The sequence below is a fragment of the Algoriphagus sp. A40 genome, assembly GCF_002002735.1.
In the GTDB taxonomy this organism is placed as follows: domain Bacteria; phylum Bacteroidota; class Bacteroidia; order Cytophagales; family Cyclobacteriaceae; genus Algoriphagus.
Genome location: NZ_MUNY01000035.1, coordinates 61,277 through 86,758, shown reverse-complemented (window position 1 = coordinate 86,758; position 25,482 = coordinate 61,277). Strand labels below are relative to the sequence as shown.

Sequence of the window (25,482 nt, the reverse complement as noted above, 5' to 3'; positions counted from 1 at the left end):
GCTTATGCAAACAAAAATAGAAAAAATTGATTCTTCGTCGGCCCTTGCGGTGAAGATTATCGAGAAGCAAGAAGATCACCGGCTGGATTTCCTGAGTTTTCGAGAAAAACTCTCTTTCGCCAACATTTCACATCCCGAAAAAAAGAAAGAATGGGCAACTGCTAGGCTTGCTATTTACGATGCTTTGGAGGCATTAAAAGTTCCGTATCCAGGCTTTTTCAAGGACGAGCACGGCAAATCACAAACTATGAATGGTCACGGATTTGTCTCCCTTACTCATACGCCAGGGTTCGCCGGGGCCATTTTCCATCGGGAGCAACCTGTGGGAATTGACATGGACTTGATCCGGGAAAAAATCCTCAAAATCGGATTTCGGTTTTTAGATCCTTCTGAGCTAGATTTTTTGGAAAAAGACCCGGCGCATTATACGATGGCCTGGTCGGCAAAAGAGTCGATTTTCAAGTGCCAAGGCAAAAAGGGGGTGTCATTTAGAGACAATATCCTACTTGAGCCCTTTGAAAAAGATGCCAAGAAAATCAAAGGAAAAATTCGGGGAACGGACTTTGCAGACCATCATTATACAGTGGATGTGAGGCGATTGGAAAATGTGATTTTGACCTATACGATTTGGTAACGAAATGAAAAAACTAGCGACAGCATCCCTTTTATTTTTGTGTGTCATTCTCACATGCGCCGCCCAAAATCTCAATGAACTTTCAGCGACTGATGCGGTTACAGGTTCTCCAAAATCACTGGGCTCGATGGTCAATGGAAAAGGAATTGTACTTGTTTTCCATTCCTTGAATTGTCCTTTCACAAAAATGTATGAGGGCAGGCTAAAAGCAATGAAATCAACTTTTCAAAATCAGGGATTTGCTTTTGCCTTGGTAAATCCTGAAGTCGGAAATGCGGAAGCTGACCAACTTCCTTTGAGAACTTTTATTGACCAAACCGGGCTCAAAATGGCCTATCTGATCGATGCCGGACAGGCCTGGACCAAGGCTTTCAACATTACAAAAATCCCGGAGGTGATTGTCCTGGTGAAAGGTGAAAATGGTCTCGAAATTCAATACCGCGGAGCAATCGACAACAATCCTCAGGCTGAATCGGCTGTGAGTGAAAAATACCTGGAAAGGGCTTTAAACCAGATTTTAAGGGGAGAAACTACCACTCCGGGACAAGTCAGAGCTGTGGGCTGCAATGTCCGGACCTATTGATTTTCGAGTATTGCGATCATTTCTCTTACTTCCTCGACCTTATTGGCTTCCCCCAACTTTTCAAAGGCATTCCCCAGATTCCTGAGTGATCTGAGGATAATATCGAGGTGGGCGCAAGGCTCAAAAAAATTGTCCTTGGGCTCAATTTTCAAATGCTCTAGGTAATTGAAAATATCCTGTCTGCTGAAAATCAATCCTTTGTTAAAAGCATTGATATAAAATGTAATTTCAGCCGACTTGTAAGTCAACACAAAAAGATTGGGAAGATTTACGCCGTAAATCGGTAAACCCAACTTCTTAGCTACCAACAAATAAATCGAGCAAAGGCTGATCGGGTTTCCTTTTTTGGTGTCCAAAACAGTAGCTAGCATGCTGTTGGCCGGAGAATGGAAGTTCTTGGTATTGGCAGAAAAGCGAAGCGTGTTGAACAGCACGTTGTTGATGATCCGAATCTGATCGTAGGGTTGCAGGTCGTTTTTGAAAGAAGTCCATACCTCAAAGTAAATCTGATGCATCTCAGCATTCAGCTTCGCAAAATCAAGATCAGGATATTGATACGTATTGAGGATCCAAAGTCCGGTCAGCAGATCCCTGTCTTCGGTATCCCGCCATTCGGCAAATCGAGTTTTTACCAGAGAAAACTGTAAATCGTGAACCAGTTCTTCAATTTCCTTTTGAACTTCCGGATTGAAGCTGGTTTCCCATTTTTGCTCCAAAAAAGGAATGACTTCCGCTCCCAGCGAGATGATTTTGTCACGAACGTGGTTCTTGACCTCATAATCCGGATCGTCCAACAAAGACACTAATGCATCCAACTGCGCTGGGGTAAGTTCACTCATACTTTTTTTCTTGGCTTTCTTTAAGTTAATAAAAAGGATCAGGTCTGAATCACCCCGACATTAAATCTTTCTGTAATCTCTGCGTGGTTGGCCGCTTCGATTCCCATGCTGATAGCTTTTCGGGTGTCCTGTGGATCAATTACCCCATCTACCCAAAGTCTTGCAGCAGCATAGTAGGGACTCAGTTCCTCATTGTATTTGGTGGTTATTTCTTCCAAAAGCTGGCTTTCTTCTTCCGGTGAAATGACTTTTCCGGTTTTCTTGAGCGAGGCCACCTTGATCTGAAGCAAAGTCTTAGCTGCCGAAGCGCCTGACATGACCGCCATTTGAGCTGTTGGCCAAGAAAATATCAGTCGCGGATCGTAGGATTTGCCGCACATGGCATAATTCCCCGCCCCGTAAGAATTCCCCAGAATGATAGTAAACTTGGGAACCACTGAGTTGGCCATGGCATTTACCATTTTTGCCCCGTCTTTGATGATACCGCCATGTTCAGCTTTGGAGCCAACCATAAACCCGCTCACATCCTGAAGGAAAACCAATGGGATTTTGCGTTGGTTGCAATTCATGATAAACCTTGCAGCCTTATCCGCAGAATCGGAGTAAATCACTCCTCCCATTTGCATTTCGCCTTTGGCAGTTTTTACAATTTTGCGCTGATTGGCGATGATTCCCACAGCCCAGCCTTCAATTCTTGCAGTTCCGCAGATCAGCGTTTTACCGTAATCTTTTTTGTATTCATCCAACTCTCCCCCATCGACCAATCCTGCAATTACCTCCAGCATATCATAAGGCTTCACCCTTTCTGCGGGGAAAATTTCGAGCATTCTATCTCCGGAAATGCCGGACTCCTTTTTCTCTATCCGGTCAAATCCGGCTTTTGGATTTTCTCCCAGAGTGGAAAAAATCCTCCGGATGGCATCCAGACAATCCTGATCAGAATCGAATTTATTGTCGGTTACGCCGGAGATTTCACAGTGGGTAGTTGCGCCGCCAAGCGTTTCATTGTCGACATTTTCACCGATTGCAGCTTTGACCAAGAAGGACCCAGCGAGGAAAATCGAACCTGTTTTGTCCACGATCAGAGCCTCATCCGACATGATTGGCAAATAGGCTCCTCCTGCAACGCAGCTTCCCATAATTGCTGCAACCTGCACGATTCCCATGGCGGACATTTTCGCATTGTTCCGAAACTGACGTCCAAAGTGCTCCTTGTCCGGAAAAATCTCATTTTGCATAGGAAGGTAAACTCCTGCGCTATCGACCAAATAGATGATCGGCAGGTGATTTTCCATGGCGATTTCCTGAGCGCGAAGGTTTTTTTTTGCGGTCATCGGAAACCAGGCACCGGCTTTGACTGTGGCATCATTAGCCACAATCACACACATTCTCCCACTCACATAACCTAAACCAGTAACCACTCCTGCGGAAGGGCAACCTCCCTCCTCTTCATACAATCCGTCAGCTGCAAATGTGCCAATTTCCAAAAACCGCGAATCCTTATCGATCAGATAATTGACTCGTTCTCTGGCTGTAAGCTTTCCTTTTTCATGCTCGGAATCAATTCTCACTTGTCCTCCACCAAGACTAACTTCGATGGTTTTTTGCTTAAGCTGATCAAGTAATTCCTGCAAAGTTGGGTTAGTTTTTTCCATTCCGGAGCCAATTATTCAATTTGGGTTTGTAGCTGTTAAAACTCCATTTTTCCAGGAGAAGTTTGAAAGCTAAGATACAGAAAAGCCCTTCTCTTCACAGAAAAGGGCTTAAATGCTTTTGAAGCAAATTGAAAATCAATTGATTTCTACCTGCTCTTTGTATGCCTTGATAGATCTGAAGATTGCCGAGGCCATGTATTCTTTGCCTTCTTGGCTCATCAAGAACTTTTCTTCCTCAGTGTTCGACAAAAATCCCAATTCCACTAGGACGCTCGGCATGGATGGTGTCCAAAGGACATAAAACGGTCCCTGCTTCACCCCGCGACTTTTTCTCCCAACTCGATCCCTAAACTGTGTCTCAATATGATCGGCAAGGGTTAGACTGTTCTCGATGTAAGCTTTGGACATGAGGTTAAACATCATATATGATTCCGGTGAGGTAGGGTCGAATCCTTCGTAGTTTTCCTCATAGTTTTCTTCCAAAAGGATCACCGAGTTTTCCTTCTTCACAATATCAAAATTGGCTTCGAAATGCTTGGTTCCCATCACAAAAGTCTCGGTTCCGAAGGCAGATTTGTTCGCAGCTGCATTGGAATGAATAGAAACAAATAGGTCAGCCTTGTTAACATTGGCAATTTTTGGTCTTTCATAAACTGTCGGAAAACTATCATCCTCCCGGGTGTAGATCACTTCAACATCCGGCATATTTTCCTTAATGTACTTGCCAACGAGAAGAGTAACAGCAAGATTGATATCCTTTTCTTTGGACTTTGAACCGAGATTTCCCGGATCTTTCCCACCATGCCCTGCATCCAAAACGATTTTTTTCATCCTAAATGCCGGCATCATCGTTTCATTGGGGATAAATCCACCAAAGAAAAAAGGAATTGCTAAGAGAAAACTTAAGAGAATTTTTTTGTTATTGAACCGTTCCATGAGGGCAATCGAACTAACTTTACGCAAAATTTTCACCAAATTAATCAAAGCGCAAGCAGCAGTGTCGGGTTTCAGAATCCTTTTTTTGATCGTTTCAGGGCTTTGGATTTTCCCGCAATTGGCATTGGCGCAGCGGCCTGCCCAACCACCGCGGGAAAAAGTCCTGATTGCTCCGGATACTTTGACCCCTCCTTCCCGTAATCTGATTGCTGATTCCCTTGTTGCACAACAAGACACTTTGAACATCTTGGATTCGGCAAAAATTATGCCTACAAATGCCATCCAAACAGATATTCTTTATTTCGCTGAAGACAGTATCATCACCGATTTTGCCGAAAACAAGGTTTACCTCTATAAAAACGCCTGGTTTGAATATGGGGAAATGAAACTCGAAGCGGATCGGATTGTCATCGACTGGAAAAACTCCGAAATCTATGCGACAGGAGTTACCGACAGTTTAGGTGCCATTTCCGGAAACCCATTTTTTACGGATCAAGGAACTTCCTATGAGATCCGCAAGGAGATGAGGTACAACTTCAAGACCCAAAAAGCGATCATCAAAGATGTGGTCACCGAGCAGCAGGACGGTGTCCTCCGCGGAGAAACAATCAAAAAAACCGAGGATGGCAGTATTTATCTAGACCACGGCTACTATACCACCTGTAAGCTGACTGATCCGCATTGGCATATTTCTTCCTCCAAGATCAAGTCCATTCAGGGAAAACAGGTGGTCTCGGGCCCTTTTAATCTGTATTTCAACGGCATTCCAACTCCCCTTGGACTCCCTTTTGGATTGATCCCGGATACACCGGAAGAAAAAGCTTCCGGGGTGATTTTCCCAAGATATGGAAAGGAACAAGTCCGTGGAATTTTCCTGCAGGATTTGGGCTATTACTTTGCTATCAATGACTACATACACGCAAGGGTGACAGGGGACATTTATTCCAAAGGCGGTTGGGGTTTAAAGTCTCAGGCCATTTATACCAAGCGCTATCGCTTCAGCGGAGGATTCAACATTGACTTCCAAAAATTTAAAAGCCCAGAAACAGAACTCAACCCAGCTGATTATAATACCTTCCGGGTTCAGTGGAACCATACCCCTGTAAGCCGGGGAACGAGCCGTTTTTCCGCCTCAGTGAATGCCGGCTCTACCAGCTACTTCAACAATGTGGTGAGCCAAACAAATTTCACCAATAACGTCACGGCAGACCTGAACTCCAACGTTTCATTTTCCAAGACTTTCTCTGGCACTCCTTTTACGATGTCGGCGAATTTCAGACATTCCCAAAGTGTGCAAACCGGTGAAGTAAGGTTGGACTTACCGACAGTTGCGGTGAATATGAACCGGCAAAGTCCATTTAAAAATGTGAAATTCGAGCCGCTGAAAACCCTGAATGTCGCATGGAATTTCAATATGCAAAACACCATTTCTAACCGTGTTCAGCAGCAATTTGGAGTCAACAATCCGGAGATCGGTGATGGTCCCACCACGATTCCTTTCACCCTAGACAACATGGGCTTGCTCTTCAAAAATGCCAATAATGGGGCCCGAAACACCATTCCGCTTTCCTCAAACTTTACGCTTTTCAATTACTTCACCGGCACGGCATCGATCAATTACAATGAGCTCTGGTACTTGCAACGGATCAATTACTATTATAATCCCACAGAGGAACGGGTAGACCGGATTGTCGAAGATGGTTTTAACCGTGTCGGTTTTTACAACAGTTCATTTGCAATGAACACCAACTTCTATGGCTTTTACAATTTCAAGCCGAGTAGTAAAATCCAAACCATCCGTCACCACATCGCTCCTACTTTTGGCTTCAATTATACTCCTGACTTTTCCGACCCATCGTTTGGATATTACCAGCGGGTCCAGGTTGATAAATCGGGAAGAACCCAGCTTTTCTCAAGGCATCAGGGCTTTGTCTATGGCGGAGCACCTTTGGGAGAATCTCGCGCATTGAGCATAGGACTCCGAAATGTTTTGGAAGCCAAAGTGTTGAATGCCAAAGACAGTACCTCCGAAAACGCAACTAAGAAAATTCCGCTTCTGGAATCCTTCAATATCAATACTGCTTACAATTTTGCTGCGGACTCCTTTAGACTCTCCCCTTTTCAGATTTCAGCGCGAACGAGCTTCTTTGAGCGGAAGCTCTCCGTCAACCTAACGAGCAGCATCGACCCTTACGCTGTAGTCACCTCCCAAGGTGAAAACAATACCCTCCTCTACGACCGTGTCAACCAATTTGCTTGGTCTCTGGGTCAGGGAATCGGGACAATCCGCAATGCTTCGCTAAATATGAATGCATCCATAAATCCACGAAGCGGGCAAACACCAGGAGAAGTAAGAGATGAAATCACACAGGATTTCATCCAACGAGGCGGAGTTGTGGATGAATTTGCTCAAAACGAGATCAACCGGATCGTATCAGATCCAAGTCAGTACATCGACTGGGATATTCCTTGGAATCTATCTCTGGGCTACAACCTGGCCTATTCCAAACAACTAGACAACCGGGAAAACATCACCCAGACGATGAACCTGAGTGGAGATTTGTCTATATCGGAAAAATGGAAGATCAACTTCAACACCGGCTTTGACTTTCAGGCTGCGGAAATCACCCAAACCATGATCGGAATTGCACGTGACCTGCACTGCTGGCAGATGAATGTGAACTGGGTTCCTTTTGGAAAATTCACCTCCTACAGCATCGACATCCGGGTCAAGTCGAGCATCCTTCAGGATCTGAAAGTGTCCCGAAGAAGATCATTTTATGATTTTTGAGAGATGCCAGATGACCGATGTGCGATGTTTGATGCCGGATGGTTTATGCAGGAAAACTTATACTCGTGCACGACTAAGCGGCATGGTCATACACCTCGGTCCTCCTAGTCCACGGCTTAATTCGGACGAAGGAATCTCCAAAACCTCCACGCCCATGTTGCGCAAGGCCCGGTTAGTGTGAATATTCCTGTTGTAAGAAATAACCCTTCTCGGCCCGATAGCAAAAACATTTGCTCCGTCAAACCATTGCTCGCGCATCGCATATTCGGTGTTTCCATCGCCTGTGCTCAGGATTTCCAGATGGGGAATTTCCCTTGCCAATACTGTCAGTAGAGACTCTTTCAACACTTCCCGTTTGATGGTCACTTTGTCTCCATTTGACTCTTTTAGGGTATAGAGTGAAGTCTGCAAAACCGAATTCATCGCATCAGGATAAGTCAGAACGAGATTTTCATCCAGTACCGTAAAGACGGTATCCAAATGCATGAATTGACGCTTTTTGGGCAAATGAACCTCATAGACCCGCTTGACCGAACCCTCACCCAAGAGCGCCTTTGCAGCATGGTAAATTGCCTTTTCATCCGTCCTTTCCGAGTTGCCGATGGCCACTGCTTCGTGCGAAAGGATAATGACATCTCCTCCCTCGATACTTGGTGGTGCATCGTGCCCATCGATGGGATAAAGGGTGTTGACATAGGCTTTGAATTCAGGGTGATTTTCGAAAATGGTCCTCAGCAGATCCGCCTCCCGCTGTCTTCCTTCCATTTTCATGGAAGAAAAAATAATCCCCCCGGGGGTCAAAGCCATCGGATCCCGTTGGAAATACAAGTTGGGGCAAGGAGGGATTGCAAAAGCAAAGTCATACAATTCCCCGGCATTGAGGTTGGGAAGCTTTCGTTTCAACTCATGGATTTTCAGGCCTGCGGTCAAAATACCGGCACATTCAGCAGTGGAATACCGCTCCAAAATATCCTCTGCAATATGGGAAAGTCCCGATCGAGTCAGGGATTCCCTCATCAGCCGAAGCAGGATTTCCTCATCATACAGCACCCGGATCAGCAATTCCCGCAATTGATATACTTGTGCCCCGGTCGAATCCCGGACAAGACTCGAAAAGATATCATGCTCTTTCTGAAGTGCTTCCAAATATGGCACATCCTCAAAAAGAAGGAAATCTTTGTTGTAGGGAGTCAATCGATCGATTTCCTTTCCCGGCCTGTGCATCAAAACCGCCCGGAGTGTTCCAAATTCTGAGTTTATTCGAAGATTCATGATTTCTAAAATTTCAACAAAAATGTGATTTCATTATGATATTCAAAATAATAATTTAAAATCATTAATATATTCATAATAAAAAAGCAGTAATACTCAATAATTCAAGATATTAAAAAAAACTGATTTTTGGATAGAAAGAATAGTTTTTGATTACCACAGAATTTTAAATCTTTTTTTAACGCTCAGAAAAAATCTTATGGCACGCTTATTTCGTTGCCTAAGGGAATCACCGAAAAATCAATTTATGCTTTCATTCAAAAGACTTTCCATTGGAATTTTATTCACAGGAGTATTTTTATTCCAGGCAAGTTGTACAACCGCCCAAATCACTGACATTCTAAAACAGGTTAATTCAAACCCCAGTACATCTGAGATTACATCGGGGCTGAAAGAGGCTTTGGAGAAAGGCACAGGGATCAGCGCAGACCGGCTTTCGCTGCAAGATGGCTATCTGAAAAATCTGGATGTCAAAATCCTGTTTCCCGAGGAAGCCAAGCAAGTGGAAAAAACCTTGAGATCGATTGGACTAGGCTCAATGTGTGACCAAGTGATTACGAGTCTCAACCGGGCAGCCGAAGATGCAGCACAGGAAGCCAAGCCGATTTTTACCTCAGCTATCAAGCAGATGAGTTTTCAGGATGTTCAAAAGATCCTCCTGGGCGATAAAAATGCGGCAACGATGTATTTCAAAACCACCACCACGGATTCACTTTCTGCCAAATTCTCTCCCATCATTGATAGCAGTTTGAAGAAAGTGGATGCCACCAAATATTGGAGTGACGTGATGACACGGTACAATAAGATTCCATTGGTAAAAAAAGTGGATACCGATCTGACGGCCTACGTGACACAAAAAGCAATCAATGGGCTTTTCCTTGAAATAGCCAAAGAAGAATTGAAAATCCGGGAAAACATAAGCGCCAGAACTTCACCGTTGCTTCAGAAGGTCTTCGGGTATGCGGAGAGTCAGAAGAAGTAAGTATTTGATAATCAGAAAAAAAAACCGGGCCTCTCAGCCCGGTTTTATATTTTTATAACAAAAAGGAATTAATCCAAAAGAAAGACATTCAGATCGTCTCCTTCTTTAACGACAGAAACAAGACCTTTCTGTGTCAGTCCTTTTATTGACACATCCCACTTTTTCCCGCTTAGTCCGGCTTTTCCTTTCAGGGAAGGCAAAGCTACTGGGGACTCTTGCTTCAATAGTTCGAAGATCAATTTTTCCTCATCGGTCAGTTCTACCGCCTTTTTCTCCGGTCGCATTTGAGGGAAGAACAGCACTTCCTGGATCGTGGTTTTATTAGTCAACAGCATAGTCAATCGGTCAATCCCGATTCCCAAACCGGAAGTCGGAGGCATGCCGTATTCCAATGAACGAAGGAAATCCTCGTCCATCGCCATGGCTTCATCATCACCTCTTGCCGCCAGTTTCAACTGATCCTCAAAGCGCTCCCGCTGGTCAATCGGATCATTGAGCTCGGTGTAGGCATTTGCGATTTCTTTTCCATTGACAAACAGCTCAAACCGCTCCACCAATCCCGGTTTGCTACGGTGCTTTTTCGCCAAAGGCGTCATTTCAATAGGGTAATCCGTGATGTAAGTCGGCTGGATCAGGTGCTCCTCGACTTTGGCGCCGAAGATCTCATCGATCAACTTGCCTCGACCCATCGAATTATCCACCTGGATTCCCAGATTAGCACATACATGACGGATTCCGGCTTCATCCAGTTCACTCACGTCAACTCCTGCATATTCCTTGATGGAATCATACATCGTCAGCCTTCTGTATGGTCCGGCAAAATCAATCTCACGGTCACCGACTTTGACGACTGTCTTGGCATGAATGGATTCGGTCACTTTTTCCAGCAGTTCCTCCACCATTTCCATCATCCAGATGTAGTCTTTGTAGGCTACGTAGATTTCCATTGAGGTGAATTCCGGATTGTGAGTGCGGTCCATGCCTTCGTTTCGGAACATTTTCCCAAACTCATATACGCCTTCAAATCCTCCAACAATTAACCTTTTCAGGTACAATTCATTGGCAATTCTCAGGAAAAGCGGCATGTCCAGGGTATTGTGATGCGTGGCAAAAGGCCTTGCCGCGGCTCCACCATGCACAGCCTGCAGGATCGGCGTTTCCACTTCCAGCCAACCGTGATCGTCGAAAAAGCGACGCATATTGGTTATGATTTTGGAGCGGGTTATAAAAGTCTTTTTGATTTCCGGATTGACAGTCAAATCGACATAACGCTGTCTGTAGCGAAGTTCGGGATCGGTAAACCCATCGTGCACCTTGCCCTCTTCGTCTCTTTTCACAACAGGAAGCGGCTTCACTGACTTGGAAAGAATCTTGATATCAGTGACGTGAAGGGAGATTTCGCCTGTTTGGGTAGTGAAAATGTAGCCTTTCACTCCTACGAAATCTCCAAGTCCCAGCAGCTTCTTGAAAACAGTGTTGTAAAAAGTTTTGTCTTCGTCCGGACAGATATCATCGCGTCGCACATAGATCTGAAGAATCCCTGTAGAATCCTGGATTTCGGCAAAAGATGCAGACCCCATTATTCGACGGCTCATCAGACGACCAGCGATGGAAATGTCCTTGTAATCGGTCTTTCTGTTTTCGTAGTTTCTATGAATGTCCTCCGCAGTGACGTTGATTAGGAAAGCCTCAGCCGGATAGGGATTGATCCCCAAGGCCATCAGTTCTTCCCTGTCTTTTCTGCGTTCGAGTTCCTGTTCGCTCAGAAGTTGCATTTTTATGATTTGATATTTGAAATTCGATATTTGAAATTAGGTCTGTCACCCTGAGCACTTACCTGACGAGAGTCAGGAAGTTCGAAGGGTACTTCTCACCACTCACTTTTTACTATTTACTGTTTACTAAACTGGCCTCTACTCCTGTCACACTGAGCGGAGTCGAAGTGTCAGCCTGACACAATTGACGACTGCCAGCTGCAAACTGCCTACTGATCACTGCCTACTAGCCTTCCTCCTCTTCATCTCTCTCTTGATCAGCTCAAACTCCCTGCTGCTTTGTCCGGCTATTGAGGTATTTTCAGAAGCCCGGCGAGTCAAGTAAGGCATTACTTTTTCGACTGGACCATAGGGTACATACTTAAAAACCCGATAGCCAGCCTTAGCCAGATTAAAGGAAATATTATCACTCATGCCGTACAACTGGGAGAAATACACCCGATCCGACTTGGGATCAATGGCATGCAAGTTCATCAGCTTGGTAAGACTAAGCGCACTTATTTCGTTGTGCGTTGCACAAACCAGGTGAACGCCATTTTCTACGCAAAACTCAATCGCGGCATTATAATCTTTGTCTGTGGCTTCCTTGTTTGGCTGGATCGGATCAGTATAGCCCAATTCCTGAGCTCTTTCCCTTTCTTTTTCCATATAAGCACCCCTTACTGGCTTAGCTCCGAGAAGGTAGCCTTTTTCCAAAGCCACGTCCTGGGCCTTTTTCAGGCGATCAAGCGAATCGTGCCGATACATCTGATAGGTATTATAGACCACACACCGCTCCTTGTTGTACCGCTCCATGGCCTCATAGGTCAAGTCATCGATCACATTTTGAAACCAGCTTTCCTCCGCATCGGACAGGATCTTCAGACCCAAGTCATGCGCTGCTTTACAAAGCCGATCCACTCGGGCTTTCATCCGATCAAAAGCTGCCTGCTCCTCGCCTTCCAGTTTTTCTCCGTTCTGGACTTTGATCATCAGGTGATAATCTCCCAAACCAGTAACTTTAAAAACCCCAAACGGCATGTAGTCGGTTTTTGCGGATTCCACCATGGTCTGGTAAATCTCTTCTGAAGTGGCATCGAAGCTGGCTTCATCACCTTTACCCTCCACAGACAAATCCAAAATCGAGTGAACTCCGAATTTGGCCAAGTGCTTACAAGCCTGAATGCTTTCGGCGATGGTTTCTCCCCCGCAGAAATGCCCAAACATGGTCCGTTTCATGATTCCTTTGACCGGAATCTTGAGTTTGAAGGCCAGATTTGCCAAGCCAATGCCCAGGTCAGAAATCAGATTATTGTTAAGCGTGGCAAAAATCAGGTACATTTTCCTGAGCTCGGCGGTACTTTTGGAAGCAAAAGCTACTTCCAGATTCTCGAAAGAAATATTGGGCAAAACGGGCATATCGCTCAAATAAGGTGGCAAAGATATCAAAAAAACCACTTGGACAGGGAGTTTGTTGCCAGAATTGACCTGAGTTTGGTTGCCTATCTCTTTCCCTTTCAATTAAAAAAGAATCAAACGAAAGCCCAAACTACTGCATAATCTGAAATTTATCCAGATGATTATTCAAAATTCCTTCTATCCTTAAATTAAGGTTCATGAAAGTGACCACAGATTTTCATTCTTCCATTTCAGCTTCCCATATATTTGAAAGAAATCAAAAAAATAATTATCAATATTTAAAGCATGATTTAAATAATAAAACAAAACATACTTCTGTTTCGGTTTTAAAAATTCAACTTTTTGGAGAAAAATCAAGAAAATCAGGCCTTAGTTACTGATTAATCAAAAATCTCTCGAAAAATTAATTTTGTTTTTAAGCTTCCGCATTTTACTTTTGAAACATGTTAATCACAGCAGCGATCTATTTTACCTTCTTTTACTTTTACTTTCGAAGCCAAAATCGAATCGGAGCTGTGTACTGCCTAGCCAAAAACTAAAAGAAAATAAACACACAAAAGCCCGATTCGAAAGAGTCGGGCTTTTTTCATTTCAAACGCTCAGAACTATGAAGCCGCACAAACAAATCAAAGATTGGGGAATGGGATTGACCACCCCGCTGATCATCGCAGGACCTTGCTCCGCTGAAACTCCCGAGCAGATCGAACAGATCTGTAAGGAAATGAAAGAAGAAAACATGATTCCTCAGGTGTTCAGAGCCGGAATCTGGAAGCCAAGAACTAGACCCGGATCTTTTGAAGGTGTGGGTGAAGAAGGTTTGAAGTGGATGGAAATCGTCCGTCACCACCTCAATATCCCGATCACTGTAGAAGTTGGAAACGCTTCTCACGTAGAATTGGCCCTCAAACATAAAATAGATGTGCTATGGATTGGGGCAAGAACTACCGTCAACCCATTTGCAGTGCAGGAAATTGCTGAAGCGCTTCGTGGTGTGGACATTCCCGTGATGGTAAAAAACCCGATGAACCCCGATCTGGAACTTTGGATGGGTGCTTTGGAGAGAATGTACGCTGTTGGCATTGACAAACTTGCGGCTATTCACCGTGGATTCTCTGACGCTTATGACAAGCGATACAGAAACAAACCAAACTGGTCCATGCCGATTCACCTGAAGCGTGAGTGGACTGGAATGGAAGTCATCAATGATCCATCTCACATCGTAGGCCGTCGCGACGGATTGCTGGAAGTAGCTCAAAGTGCCATGAACTTCGGCTTGGACGGCTTGATGATCGAGACTCACCACGATCCAGACAAAGCTTGGTCTGATGCCAAGCAGCAAGTGACTCCTGCGAGACTGAAGGAAATGATCAGCTCCATTGACTTCAAGGAATCTTTGGAATCAATGAAACCAGACGAGAAGCTGCAGGATCTCAGAAGAGCCGTGGATCACCTCGATGATCAATTGCTGGACATTCTTCAGGAAAGATTTGCGGTAATTGACCAGATCGGTGCACACAAGCGTGAGCATCACTTGACTGTATTTCAGTCTGACCGCTGGAAAGATGTGATGGAAAGCCGCACCAAAAAGGGCGTTGCCAAACATCTGAGCGAAAAATTCATGAAGGAGTTGCTTTATTCTATTCATGAAGAATCCGTAAAGCGCCAGGAAAAGCAACTTCGTGAAGGAGAACCTTTGAAAAAATAAATCTGCTCTCAACACCGGAAGGCAGTCCCTCCTGGCGACTGCTTTCCTTACCTTTAGACCAGTATCAAAATCCTACACACTTTGGATCCCGTCATTTTCACCTCCGAGGCTAAACAAACACTTTCCGCAGTTTTAGCACAACTTTCTTTTTCAAGATTGGTCGTTTTGACTGACACAAATACCCAATCCAATTGCCTCCCTTTGATTGGCACTGTATTACCTGAAGGAACGCTTTTTATCAGTGTCACTCCGGGTGAAATTCATAAAAACCTTGAAACCTGTTCCGTTATCTGGAGCAAAATGACCGAAGCAGCCCTCGATCGAAAGGCCCTCATGGTGAATCTTGGAGGTGGAGTGATCACTGATATGGGAGGTTTTTGCGCAAGCATTTACAAAAGAGGAATCCGGTTTATCAATATGCCCACTACTTTGCTTTCTCAGGTAGATGCAAGTGTGGGGGGGAAATTGGGAGTTGATTTCAACGGATTGAAAAACCATCTGGGGGTTTTTAATGAACCTGAGACGGTCCTTATCGCACCGGAATTTCTCGAGACTTTATCCAAAGCGGAGCTTAGATCCGGATATGCCGAGATTTTGAAACACGGATTGATACGGGACAAAGTTTATTTCTCAAGCCTGAAATCAGCCAATTGGGAAGATCAGGATTGGGAAAGCCTAATCTACCATTCCGTCGCGATCAAAAATGCCGTCGTAACAGCCGATCCCAAAGAGGCAGGACTCCGAAAAATCCTGAACTTCGGGCATACTATCGGTCACGCTTTTGAGTCGTTTTACCTAGACACTCCAAATCACCTTCTCCACGGAGAAGCGATTGCATTGGGAATGATCTGCGAAGGGTTCCTGTCTTTTCAAAAAGTCGGATTCAGTTACGAAGAATTGGACCAATTGACCAAAACACTGCTTCAGATTTACGGAAAAGTTGACTTTTCGGTAAATGAACTTGACCCGATTTTGGACCTCTGCTTACAGGACAAAAAAAATGAAGGCAGCACTTTGATGTTTTCCCTGCTCACTTCCATTGGTGATTGCACTTACAATATTCCTGTCACCAGGGAAGAAATCCGGGAAGCCATCATTCACTATCACAATTTAAAAACGGCCTGAGCCTTGACTCCTCAAACCATGACCTTACTTCGCCTAAGCCAAAAAAGCGAATTCAATCCTAGCCGAATACCACTTCCCTCCTCCAAAAGTGAATCCAATCGCGCCTTGGTGATCGATGCTTTGACCGAGGGAGAAAATAAAATCACCAATCTTGCTGAGGCCCGCGACACTCAAACCATGATCCGCTTGCTGAAAAGCAATCCGGCGGTATTTGACGTGCTGGATGCTGGTACGACCATGCGCTTTTTGACGGCCTATGCCTCGGTGACCAATCAGAAAAAAGTAATGACCGGCACAGCCCGCATGTGTGAGCGTCCGATCGGGATATTGGTTGATGCTCTACGGGCTATCGGTGCAGATATCCATTATTTAAACGCCGAGGGCTATCCTCCCCTGGCGATTCACGGACTTCCTGAGCAGAAATCCGACAAAGTAAAAATCCGTGGTGATGTCTCCAGCCAGTATATTTCCGCCATGCTGATGATCGCCCCAATTCTTCCTCAAGGTCTGGAAATCGAGCTGGAAGGAAAGGTCGGAAGCCGTACTTACATTGAAATGACCCTAGAGCTCATGGCTCAGTTTGGAATAAAATATACCTGGGAGGGCAACAGAATCAATGTTCCGCATCAAGCTTATCAGTCTACCACTTTTGCCGTGGAAAGCGACTGGTCTGGCGCAAGCTATTGGTTTAGCTTGTTGGCTTGCTCAGATTCCGGAGCGCTATTTTTGGAAGGTTTGAAAGAAAACAGTTTGCAGGGTGACTCCAAGATCGTGGAAATCATGGACTACCTAGGAGTAAAAAGTACTTTCGAAAAAGGCGGTGTTTTGCTAAAAAAACAAGCCGTAAAAGGGCTGAAAAAATGGGATTTCACCCATTGCCCTGACTTGGCCCAGACAGTTGCAGTGACCTGCGCCATCCTCGGACAAAATGCAATCTTCACCGGACTGGAAAGTCTGAAAATCAAAGAAACCGACAGAATCTACGCCTTGCAGCAGGAATTAGCCAAGTTTAACGCGGATCTGAAGGAAATCGAACCGGAAGTTTTTCAGGTGATACCGTCTGTGACCATGCCTAGAAAAGTCCAGATTCACACCTACGAAGATCACCGGATGGCGATGGCTTTTATGCCACTCTTGACCAAAACAGAAGTCATCATCGAGGATCCTGAGGTGGTGAATAAATCCTATCCAAGTTTTTGGAACCACTGTGAACTACTCGGTATTTCCATCGAAAAACAGACCGGGCTATGAGCTTGAAAATTGCAATTCAGGGCGTCCCGGGTTCTTTTCACCATCAGGTAGCTTTGAAAAACTTCGGCTCCGATGCTGAGATTTTAGCTTTCAATACCTTTGAACCCGTAGCCAAATCTGTCGCGATTGGCGAAGCAGATTTTGGGGTGATGGCTATCGAAAACTCAATTGCAGGAGCTATACTTCCTAATTACGACCTGATCGACCGGTACGAGTTGAACATTCGGGATGAGTTTTATTTGCCGATTGCGCATCAGTTTATGGCCTTGCCTGGACAACAGATCGAGGATATTCTTGAAGTTCGATCCCACCCGATGGCGCTATTGCAGTGCAAGGCTTTTTTTGCGAAGCATACCCATATCCAACAGTTTGACGATGTGGATACCGCTTCAGTAGCCAAAAGGATCGCAGATGAAAAACTGACCGGAATGGCCGCCGTCGCAAGCGAAATCGCTGCGGAAATTTACGGTTTGGAGATCTTGGCCAGAGACATTCAGACTGTCAAAGACAACTTCACCCGCTTTATTATTTTACAAAAAGAAAAACCAGTTCAGGATATCGTTCCCAACAAGGTTTCCTTTAAAATCACCATCCGAAATCAAAAAGGCGGATTGGCAAAGCTACTCACTATGTTCTCTGACAAGGATCTGAATCTGAGCAAAATTCAATCAATTCCGGTTATTGAAAAACCATGGGATTATGCATTTTTTATCGACGCGGAATTTGATAATTACGGGCAGTTTCAGGAAGCAATGGAACTTGCGATCAGGGATTTTGGCGACTTAAAAATTTTCGGAGAATATACCAGTAGAAAGGCATGAAGGGATTTGCACAACGAGTGGACACTGTCCAGGAATATTACTTTTCGGCCAAATTGCGAGAGGTCAACCAATTGATTGCTGATGGCAAGCCTGTGATCAATCTTGGAATCGGAAGTCCAGACTTGGCTCCTGATAGGATGGTTATCGATGCTTTAAAAAGCGCAGCTGAAAATCCAAAGGCCCATGGCTACCAAAACTATCAGGGAATTCCCGAATTGAGGATTGCAATGGGGGAATTTTATGCCCGCGAGTACAAAGTCCGGCTCAACCCAATGAAGGAAATTCTTCCGCTGATGGGTTCCAAGGAAGGGATTATGCATCTCAGCATGACGTTTTTGAATCCCGGAGATCAGGTGTTAATTCCAGATCCAGGTTATCCGACTTATACTTCCGTGACAAGTCTGCTCGGCGCTGAACCGGTATTTTATGGATTGGATTTGGAGAAAAAAGGAAGGCCAAATTTCGAGGAGCTTGAAAAACTCGACCTCAGCCGGGTCAAGATCATGTGGATCAACTATCCCCACATGCCTACCGGAGCTGCAGGAAGTAAGGAAATTCTGACTGAACTGGTTTCTTTTGCCAAAAAACACAGCATCGTATTACTCCATGACAACCCCTACAGCCACATTAGCAATCCCGAGCCTCTGAGTATTTTGGCTATTCCCGGAGGAGAAGAAGTGGCTTTGGAATTGAATTCGCTTAGTAAAACCTTCAACATGCCGGGTTGGAGAGTGGGAATGCTTTGCGGAAGGGCAGACTGGATCGAGGCAGTTTTGAAAGTGAAATCCAACATGGATTCGGGAATGTTTCTAGGAATTCAAAAAGGAGCAATAGCAGCATTGAGTTTAGGCAAAAACTGGTTTTCAGATCTGGACGAACTCTACCAAAACCGCAGAAAATTGGTCTGGAAAATGGCAGACCACCTGAATCTGAGCTATCCAAAAGACTCTGCCGGACTATTCGTTTGGTGCAAAGTTCCTGAAGGAAAAACAGCCGACGAATTGGTCGATTGGCTGCTTTACGAGAAAAACATCTTTATCACTCCTGGAAAAATCTTTGGCCCAGCCGGAGAAAAATACGTTCGTATTTCTCTCTGTATGCCCGAATTTAAAATCCTGGAAGCTATCAATCGCATCAAACCTTAACCCTGTTATGCAAAAAATACACATCATCGGACTCGGACTTTTAGGAGGTTCTTTTGGCTTGGGAGCCAGACAAAAATTCCCCGAACTAATCATCACCGGGACGGATACCAACGCCCAAAATTTGAAAGATGCTTTGACTTTGGGAATCATCACCGAAGCAAAAGAAACTCCGGATGCAGATACAGATTTGGTGATTTTGGCCACACCAGCGGATACTTTGGGGAAAATCCTCCTGAGCACCTTGGATCAGATCGGTGACAACACCCTGGTTTTTGATGTGGGTTCGACGAAATCCAAGCTTTGTGCTTTGATGGCTGAGCATCCAAAACGAAACCAATATCTCGCCGCGCACCCTATCGCCGGTACCGAATATTCCGGTCCAAAAGCCGCTTTTGTCGACCTGCTGGATAGAAAAGTCCTGATCATCTGTGAACTTGAAAAAACTGATTTACACCTGAAGGAAAAGGCCTATCAACTGTTTGAGGCTTTGAATCTAAAGCTGAGGTTCATGGATCCGGAAGAGCATGACCGGCACTTGGCTTTTGTCTCGCACCTTTCACACATCACGTCATTTATGCTCGGGGAAACCGTCCTTCAGAAGATGGCAGACGAGAAAAACATTTTCGATATGGCCGGTTCTGGTTTTGCTTCCACAGTCCGTCTGGCCAAGTCCAGTCCAGCGATGTGGGCCCCGATCTTCACCGAAAACAAGGAAAATATCCTCAATGCATTGGATGGCTATATTGCTAATCTGACAGCTTTCAGAAACAAAATAGAGGCGGAGGACAGCAAAGGTCTTTTTGACGAGATGGCGGAAATCAATAAGATTCGGGAGATTCTCGACTTGGGGAAATGATTTGAAATTTGAGATTCGAAATTTGAAAACCACGGAGCAATTCGTGGTTTTTCTGTTTAATCTTTACCCCTGCAGATAGGTACAAAAAATTGCAGAGTACGCTGACTATCTCTGCGATAATCTGCGCCCTTTTCTGCGGTTATCGTCGGGAAATTTATTTTCTATGGATTTATTTAACTTAGTTCAAATGAAAATCCAATAGCCATGAAAAACCTAATCTTTACTTTTCTGTTCCTTTTTAGCCTTCCGGCCTTCTCCCAAGACTCCTGGACTATCATCCAACCCAAAACTGAAGCCACCCCCCGCCATGAAAGCTCCTTTGTGGAGTGTGACGGCAAGCTCTATGTTCTTGGTGGACGCGGGGAAAGACCGGTGGAAGAATTTGACCCAAAAACCAATTCTTGGACAAAACTTGCTGATGCTCCGATGGAAATCAATCACTTTCAGGCAGTCGCCTTCCAAGGTGAGATTTGGATATTGGGTGCCTTTACCGGTGGTTATCCGCATGAAACTCCCATTCCCAATGTTTTAATCTTTAACCCCAAAACCAAAACATGGAGAGACGGCCCCGCGCTCCCAGCAAATCGCGTTCGGGGATCTGCCGGTGTATTCGTCAGAAACGACAAAATCTATATGGTTTGCGGAATCCAAGACGGTCATTGGGACGGGTTTGTAAGTTGGTTTGACGAGCTCGATCCCAAAACCGGGAAATGGACTTCTTTGACCGACGCTCCACGAGCAAGGGACCATGTAAGTGCCGCCATGGTTGGGGACAGATTGTATTTGGCAGGAGGACGAACATCCAACGCCAAAATCGGTAAAGTCATCGACACCACGATTAAAGAAGTGGATTATTACGATTTCAAAACCCAAACCTGGAATACCATCGAATCAGGAATTCCGACAGAAAGAGCCGGAAACTCCAATGTGGGAATCGGTCCATACCTAGTAGTGCTCAATGGTGAAAGCGGAGTTCAGGTTCCTGCCCATTCTGAAGTGGAAGTCTTGGATACCCGAACCCACACCTGGAGCAAGTTATCAAACCTAAATCAAGGCAGACACGGAACAGGAGTAGCATTTTTGGATGGTAAAATCTACGTGGCCGCAGGTTCAGCCAATCGCGGCGGCGGTCCAGAGATCAATATGATGGAAGTGTTGGAATGGAAAAAGTGATTTCGGATTTCGGATTTCGGATTTCGGATTCAGAATGATATTAGTGTCCAAACTTCAAAATTTGAAATTCGATGTTCGAAATTTTAAAACTTCCATTCTACTCGCTACTTCAAGAGTATTCTTGCCCTCGTATTTCGTAAATCGTAATTCTTAAATATTGTAAATTCTTCCTAACTCAAATGGATAGAATGTAGCATCTCCATTTCTGGTTCGTCTTTTGACAAGTACTAATTGAAACTAAACTGAGATCACCATGAAACGAATCCTGATTTTATTCCTTGCGGTTGCGATGGCTACCCCTGTTTTTGCGCAGCAAATCCAGCAAATCCCCCTGATCGAAGTGGAGGGATATGCTGAGCGAAAAATCGCGGCGGATGAGGCGGTTTTTTCCATCAATCTTGAAGAAAAAGCCATGAAGGTAAATGATGCCGTCAACGTATTGAATAAGAAGACGCAGACTCTTGCAGATGCCTTGAAAAAGGCAAGAATAAAAGACTACAAGTTGGTAGCTGATAATTATTCTGTGGATGTTAATCGTGTTTACCAAAATGGAACCTCCAGTGACAATGGATATGTGGCGAGGCAAAACCTCCGAATCGTCACTTCGGCGACCAATGAAGATTTGCAAAAAATCGTTGACGCCATCCAGACTTCCGGTGACATGAGCTACAACCTTCATTTTGGAATTTCAGAAGCCACTCAGAAATCTTTGGAATCCGCACTGTTGACTGATGCGTTGAAAGATGCTGAAGCTCGGGCGATGCTGATCGGTAATACATTGGCGCTCCGTGGTCTTCGGGTTTTCAGTGTGACGATGGAGCCCAACTATCGACCACAGCCGATGTATAGCATGAACGCAAAAGTAGCCACTCAAGAATCCGCAGACATGCTGGTAGAAACTGATGATCAAACTCTCACCAAGCGGGTTTATGTGAAATACACATATTAAATACCCTGATTTACAATAAGAAAGCCACTCAAAAAGTGGCTTTCTTATTTAAAAAAAGAGTCTGACAGTTAATTGCTTTCTTTGATATACCCCCACCCTTGCTGCTGCTTTTGGATGATTTCCAAAATTCCGTCCGGCACCATGATTACGCCGGGAATCAGCTGATTTGAGGCAACATTCTTTCGTTTCATGGTTTGCTCACAAATCGCAAAAGAGACATTTTTATTGGGGGACAAGGCTTGTATTTCCTTCAAAACCGAAGATTTTTCACTGACTACCATATCGATTGACCCACCATACAAGACCACTTCAAACATGGAATTGGGATAATTTTTGGCCATTTCAGTGACATGGCGAAGGGTAGCCTCATGGACTGCCGGATCTGCGCTGGTGACATCAAAGACGATTTTCACAGGTTTTTCCTGAGAAAAGACCTGGGTAGACCAAACAAAAACCAACAGGAAAATCAGATAATTTCTCATTGTTTTTTTTGTATTTGTTTCAAACTCAGCCTCCCGCGAAAATATAACCGCATCCAGCTTTTTGTGCTCTGCTCAATGCCCAAACCCCAGATGGTACAACCTGAATACCCGGAAGAACAGCATCAAGCCAATCCTTATATACAACTCCGGGGCTCAACCCGGCTCCATTTGCAACTACCCCACTGTAGACAGTCAAGGCCAAATTGCAAACACAAAACATCGCTCCTCTCGATTGGAGATCCTTGATCCCCTGAATCGTGGCAATTGGAAAATCCCCTTCCTTTGGTTCATAATAGGGATTTCGAAGTGAAGGGGCCTTAGTGGATTTGTCAGTCACCGAAAAGACCTCGCCCAACTTGTACTTCTCCCAAACACTGCTGTTAAGGGCAAAAGGGATAGCGGAGTGCCGTAGCACAGTCATGGCGGTCATGTCTCCATCTGTAACTCCGGTTTCATTGTTGGTATAATAAAAGGCCCAATTCCAAATGATCGGAAATCCATCATGGGGTGTCGAACCGTCATAAACTACCCGGTGAGTCCCTTTGATTCCTTCAAACCATTTGTCTGCTTCGTGTATAGATTCTGGATTAGAATCCGCCGGATTTACAATCGGACTTGTAAATGCTGATAAACTTCCGGTAGCTGTGCCTAAGGCCAGAGCACCGAGAAAATTCCTTCGTGAATTACTGGTATTTGGTTTCATACGTGTTTTGGATTAGGTTGATTTAAAAGAATAAACGCTACTATATACGCCAAACACAATTGCCAGGATAAGTTAAAAAATTACAGAGCCAAAATCCATAAGTTATTGATTTTTAATATTTTATTCCTAAAATCAAATCAATAATCTTTTCATTCCTGAAATGGAAAAATCAGCTTTTTCAGAGGATTCAGTTCAAAGAAAGTGCTGAATTAGTTTGCTTTATTTTCAGATTCCTTGGTATATCTCTCTTTCGGAATCAAAAAATAATTAGATGAATGGTTTCACGGATACCGCGCCATTTCAGCAAATTAGCTCACCAAACAATTACCCAAAATGAGACCCATTCTATTCCTTTTTCTGATTGAACTGTTCGGCTACTCTTGCTCCCAAAACGATCCTTTAGTGGGGCAAACTGAAATCACAAAGTGGCAGGGAAATAAAAAAGGAGCAATTTCAGTCACTTATGACGACGGCATCATCAATCAGCTGACCATCGCCAAGCCCATAATGGACAGCCTTGGGCTTCCTGCCACTTTTTACATTATCACAGGAAAAGTGGATGGATCTGGCGAAGGAAAATTCATAGGGCGAAATCCACAGAATATCATTGACGAAACAGCACACATCCGGACCGACTCCACCAACTTTTTTGAACGGGCATCCCTGATTGCATTTACAGGCACCAGCGAAGCAGAGGATTACCATGCACGGGCAGGTTCTCTTTTTGAGCAGGGAAAAGTTTCCGAAGCTCATACCCTAATCGATGAAGGCTATGCCAAAATCCGCAAAGGCACTATGAAAAACACCGAGGAGGTGGTCTTTCACAACAATGTAGAAGACACGACTACATGGGAGCAATACCGGTCCTATTCTGCTCAAGGACACGAAATCGCATCGCATACTGTCACACATCCCCGTTTGGCGGCTCTGGACGAAGCCAACTTGTTGTATGAATTGGAACAAAGCAAAGCAGATCTTCTCAAGTTTATCGGCCCGGAATCAACCTTCAGCGCTGAGGGACCTTATGGCACCGAAAACGAACGGGTGATGGAATATGCCCATAAAGTCTACCCCTCCCTCCGCAACCGAATGCCTGAAGAATGGCTGGAAGAAATTAACCGCGGCAGCAAAATGACTCCCGGTGAGTCCTCCAAGGAATACGTCCAATGGCAGCGTGGTCCTGTCACCCGCATCCAACTAGATCAGATGAAAGCCTGGGTCGATACGGTGATGAACCATGACAATACCTGGCTCGTCCTGGTTTTCCACGGAATTGAAAACTTGGGCTGGGAACCCAAAACCCGTCCGGAACTTGTGGAATATTTTTCCTACATGAAAGCGAATGAAAAGGATCTCTGGATTGCCACTTTCCGTGATGTGACCAAATATCTTAGGGAGCGAAAAGCTACGGAAGTGAGCACCAAAGTAGAGGGAGAAGAAATCACCATTAGCTTGGTTTCAAACCTTGATTCGGAGATTTATGCAGTTCCATTAACTTTGAAAACTTACATACCAGCTGATTGGACTTCTGCTAAAGTCACTAAAAATGATGAAATCCTATCTGTAGAAATTCAAAAAGACGAGCGAGGGAACTTTGTAGTTTATGACGTAAAGCCGGGAGTTGGTATAGTGAAATTAGGAATGTAGGATTCGCTTTTCTTCTTCCTGAAAATAATCCAAAAATACCCTCAATAGGGTATTTTTTCAGTTTTGGGAAATCAGCAAATTGCCCGCTAAACATGAAGAAAAACTCCCAACTCGGAATCGAGAATTTGAGCAAAATCCGGGTTAAACAAAATTCAACTAGTCAAAATGATAGAAATCTACAAACATCTAGCTACCAGTGGTGAGCGATTAATTGCCTACTTAATTGACATCCTCCTGATCGTTGTCATTGTCACAGGATTCTTTTATTTCTTCTTGGGCTTTGACGGAGTGCTTGAGAATTACTTCAGTCAAAAAGGAGATCTATTAGCAAGAATCGAGTTTTTGAAGCAAAGAAACTGGATCAGGAATATTTCTTTCATTGCCTGGATTCTATATTGTATTCCTCTGGAAGCATCGCCAACCCAAGGTACACTTGGAAAAAGGTTAATGGGTATCAGAGTAGTTGATGAGTTTGGCAACAGAATGGATTTAAATAAATCGGCGAGGAGAAATGTTAGCAAAACAGTCTCTATCGCGATTTTTTCCCTAGGTTTTATTTGGATCCTATTTGACAAGAAAAAGCAGGGCTGGCATGACAAACTGAATAAAACTTTCGTCGTTGACAAAGGCTTCACATCCTTCAACATTGAATGAACAGCACTGAAATATATGATCCGGAGTTCGTGAAGGGCATGTTTGACAGAATGTCAAAAACAAATGGTTTTGCCAATATCATCACTTCATTTGGCTTCACAGAAAG

General features: G+C 44.5%; 23 protein-coding genes. 15 read left to right on the top strand and 8 right to left on the bottom strand.

What is annotated here, in order from left to right:
- The first annotated feature begins 4 nt into the window (after positions 1–4).
- Together B0E43_RS02990 and B0E43_RS02985 are read left to right on the top strand one after the other, a co-directional pair.
- Positions 5–634 (top strand): 4'-phosphopantetheinyl transferase superfamily protein, encoded by a 630-nt coding sequence (locus B0E43_RS02990; protein WP_077346633.1) that lies wholly within the window; start codon positions 5–7, stop codon positions 632–634.
- Positions 635–638: 4 nt separating this feature from the next.
- Positions 639–1,217, top strand: coding sequence for a redoxin domain-containing protein (locus tag B0E43_RS02985; RefSeq protein ID WP_077346632.1), 579 nt, complete (start codon positions 639–641; stop codon positions 1,215–1,217).
- Here B0E43_RS02985 and B0E43_RS02980 read toward each other — a convergent pair.
- The 3 genes from B0E43_RS02980 to B0E43_RS02970 all read right to left on the bottom strand — a co-directional run bounded on the left by B0E43_RS02980 (position 1,211) and on the right by B0E43_RS02970 (position 4,647).
- A complete protein-coding gene (locus tag B0E43_RS02980) occupies positions 1,211–2,056 on the bottom strand; it encodes a transglutaminase family protein (protein WP_077346631.1) in 846 nt (281 codons plus the stop codon). The genes B0E43_RS02985 and B0E43_RS02980 overlap by 7 nt on opposite strands.
- A 38-nt stretch (positions 2,057–2,094) precedes the next feature.
- Positions 2,095–3,711 (bottom strand): acyl-CoA carboxylase subunit beta, encoded by a 1,617-nt coding sequence (locus B0E43_RS02975; protein WP_077346630.1) that lies wholly within the window; start codon positions 3,709–3,711, stop codon positions 2,095–2,097.
- Positions 3,712–3,846: 135 nt separating this feature from the next.
- The gene (locus tag B0E43_RS02970) at positions 3,847–4,647 is read right to left on the bottom strand and encodes an N-acetylmuramoyl-L-alanine amidase (RefSeq protein WP_077346629.1); all 801 of its coding nucleotides are present in this window, start codon (positions 4,645–4,647) and stop codon (positions 3,847–3,849) included.
- Between B0E43_RS02970 and B0E43_RS02965 the strand changes: the two genes are divergently transcribed.
- On the top strand, positions 4,646–7,438 hold the full coding sequence (locus B0E43_RS02965) for a putative LPS assembly protein LptD (protein ID WP_371454327.1): 2,793 nt from the start codon (positions 4,646–4,648) through the stop codon (positions 7,436–7,438). The genes B0E43_RS02970 and B0E43_RS02965 overlap by 2 nt on opposite strands.
- 57 nt (positions 7,439–7,495) lie before the next feature.
- On the opposite strand, the gene B0E43_RS02960 is transcribed toward B0E43_RS02965, so the two are convergent.
- Positions 7,496–8,710 (bottom strand): arginine deiminase family protein, encoded by a 1,215-nt coding sequence (locus B0E43_RS02960; RefSeq protein ID WP_077346628.1) that lies wholly within the window; start codon positions 8,708–8,710, stop codon positions 7,496–7,498.
- A 247-nt stretch (positions 8,711–8,957) separates the two neighbouring features.
- Here B0E43_RS02960 and B0E43_RS02955 point away from each other — a divergent pair, with 247 nt between their 5' ends.
- Entirely contained in the window at positions 8,958–9,692 is a 735-nt protein-coding gene (locus tag B0E43_RS02955; protein WP_077346627.1) for a DUF4197 domain-containing protein, read from the top strand.
- Positions 9,693–9,760: 68 nt separating this feature from the next.
- On the opposite strand, the gene lysS is transcribed toward B0E43_RS02955, so the two are convergent.
- Both lysS and B0E43_RS02945 read right to left on the bottom strand, forming a co-directional pair.
- Positions 9,761–11,467, bottom strand: a complete 1,707-nt coding sequence (gene lysS / locus B0E43_RS02950) for a lysine--tRNA ligase (RefSeq protein WP_077346626.1) — start codon at positions 11,465–11,467, stop codon at positions 9,761–9,763.
- Between the two features lie 216 nt (positions 11,468–11,683).
- Positions 11,684–12,865: a proline dehydrogenase family protein gene (locus B0E43_RS02945; RefSeq protein ID WP_077346674.1), complete on the bottom strand. Its 1,182-nt coding sequence runs from the start codon at positions 12,863–12,865 to the stop codon at positions 11,684–11,686.
- Positions 12,866–13,062: 197 nt separating this feature from the next.
- On the opposite strand from B0E43_RS02945, the gene B0E43_RS02940 reads away from it, so the two are divergent.
- The 9 genes from B0E43_RS02940 (at position 13,063) to B0E43_RS02900 (ending at position 21,890) form a co-directional block, all read left to right on the top strand.
- The gene (locus tag B0E43_RS02940; protein WP_077346625.1) at positions 13,063–13,245 is read left to right on the top strand and encodes a hypothetical protein; all 183 of its coding nucleotides are present in this window, start codon (positions 13,063–13,065) and stop codon (positions 13,243–13,245) included.
- A 227-nt stretch (positions 13,246–13,472) separates the two neighbouring features.
- The gene (locus tag B0E43_RS02935; RefSeq protein WP_077346624.1) at positions 13,473–14,570 is read left to right on the top strand and encodes a chorismate mutase; all 1,098 of its coding nucleotides are present in this window, start codon (positions 13,473–13,475) and stop codon (positions 14,568–14,570) included.
- An 81-nt stretch (positions 14,571–14,651) separates the two neighbouring features.
- Complete coding sequence (gene aroB, locus B0E43_RS02930) at positions 14,652–15,695, top strand: 3-dehydroquinate synthase (protein ID WP_077346623.1); 1,044 nt, start codon at positions 14,652–14,654, stop codon at positions 15,693–15,695.
- A gap of 18 nt (positions 15,696–15,713) precedes the next feature.
- Positions 15,714–16,946 (top strand): 3-phosphoshikimate 1-carboxyvinyltransferase, encoded by a 1,233-nt coding sequence (locus tag B0E43_RS02925; protein WP_077346622.1) that lies wholly within the window; start codon positions 15,714–15,716, stop codon positions 16,944–16,946.
- Complete coding sequence (locus tag B0E43_RS02920; protein ID WP_077346621.1) at positions 16,943–17,767, top strand: prephenate dehydratase; 825 nt, start codon at positions 16,943–16,945, stop codon at positions 17,765–17,767. The genes B0E43_RS02925 and B0E43_RS02920 overlap by 4 nt, the downstream gene beginning before the upstream one ends.
- A complete protein-coding gene (locus B0E43_RS02915; RefSeq protein WP_077346620.1) occupies positions 17,764–18,912 on the top strand; it encodes a pyridoxal phosphate-dependent aminotransferase in 1,149 nt (382 codons plus the stop codon). The genes B0E43_RS02920 and B0E43_RS02915 overlap by 4 nt, the downstream gene beginning before the upstream one ends.
- 7 nt (positions 18,913–18,919) lie before the next feature.
- Complete coding sequence (locus B0E43_RS02910) at positions 18,920–19,768, top strand: prephenate dehydrogenase (RefSeq protein ID WP_077346619.1); 849 nt, start codon at positions 18,920–18,922, stop codon at positions 19,766–19,768.
- A gap of 204 nt (positions 19,769–19,972) precedes the next feature.
- Entirely contained in the window at positions 19,973–20,941 is a 969-nt protein-coding gene (locus B0E43_RS02905) for a kelch repeat-containing protein (RefSeq protein ID WP_077346618.1), read from the top strand.
- Between the two features lie 253 nt (positions 20,942–21,194).
- Positions 21,195–21,890, top strand: coding sequence for an SIMPL domain-containing protein (locus B0E43_RS02900; RefSeq protein WP_077346617.1), 696 nt, complete (start codon positions 21,195–21,197; stop codon positions 21,888–21,890).
- 68 nt (positions 21,891–21,958) lie between these two features.
- On the opposite strand, the gene B0E43_RS02895 is transcribed toward B0E43_RS02900, so the two are convergent.
- Together B0E43_RS02895 and B0E43_RS02890 are read right to left on the bottom strand one after the other, a co-directional pair.
- Positions 21,959–22,372: a DsrE family protein gene (locus tag B0E43_RS02895; RefSeq protein WP_077346616.1), complete on the bottom strand. Its 414-nt coding sequence runs from the start codon at positions 22,370–22,372 to the stop codon at positions 21,959–21,961.
- Between the two features lie 25 nt (positions 22,373–22,397).
- Complete coding sequence (locus tag B0E43_RS02890) at positions 22,398–23,075, bottom strand: twin-arginine translocation signal domain-containing protein (protein ID WP_077346615.1); 678 nt, start codon at positions 23,073–23,075, stop codon at positions 22,398–22,400.
- A gap of 333 nt (positions 23,076–23,408) precedes the next feature.
- Here B0E43_RS02890 and B0E43_RS02885 point away from each other — a divergent pair, with 333 nt between their 5' ends.
- Entirely contained in the window at positions 23,409–24,722 is a 1,314-nt protein-coding gene (locus B0E43_RS02885) for a polysaccharide deacetylase family protein (protein WP_077346614.1), read from the top strand.
- A gap of 165 nt (positions 24,723–24,887) precedes the next feature.
- Positions 24,888–25,376 carry an RDD family protein gene (locus B0E43_RS02880; protein ID WP_077346613.1) on the top strand — a complete coding sequence of 163 codons (489 nt, stop codon included), beginning with the start codon at positions 24,888–24,890 and terminating at the stop codon, positions 25,374–25,376.
- Positions 25,377–25,482: the final 106 nt, after the last annotated feature.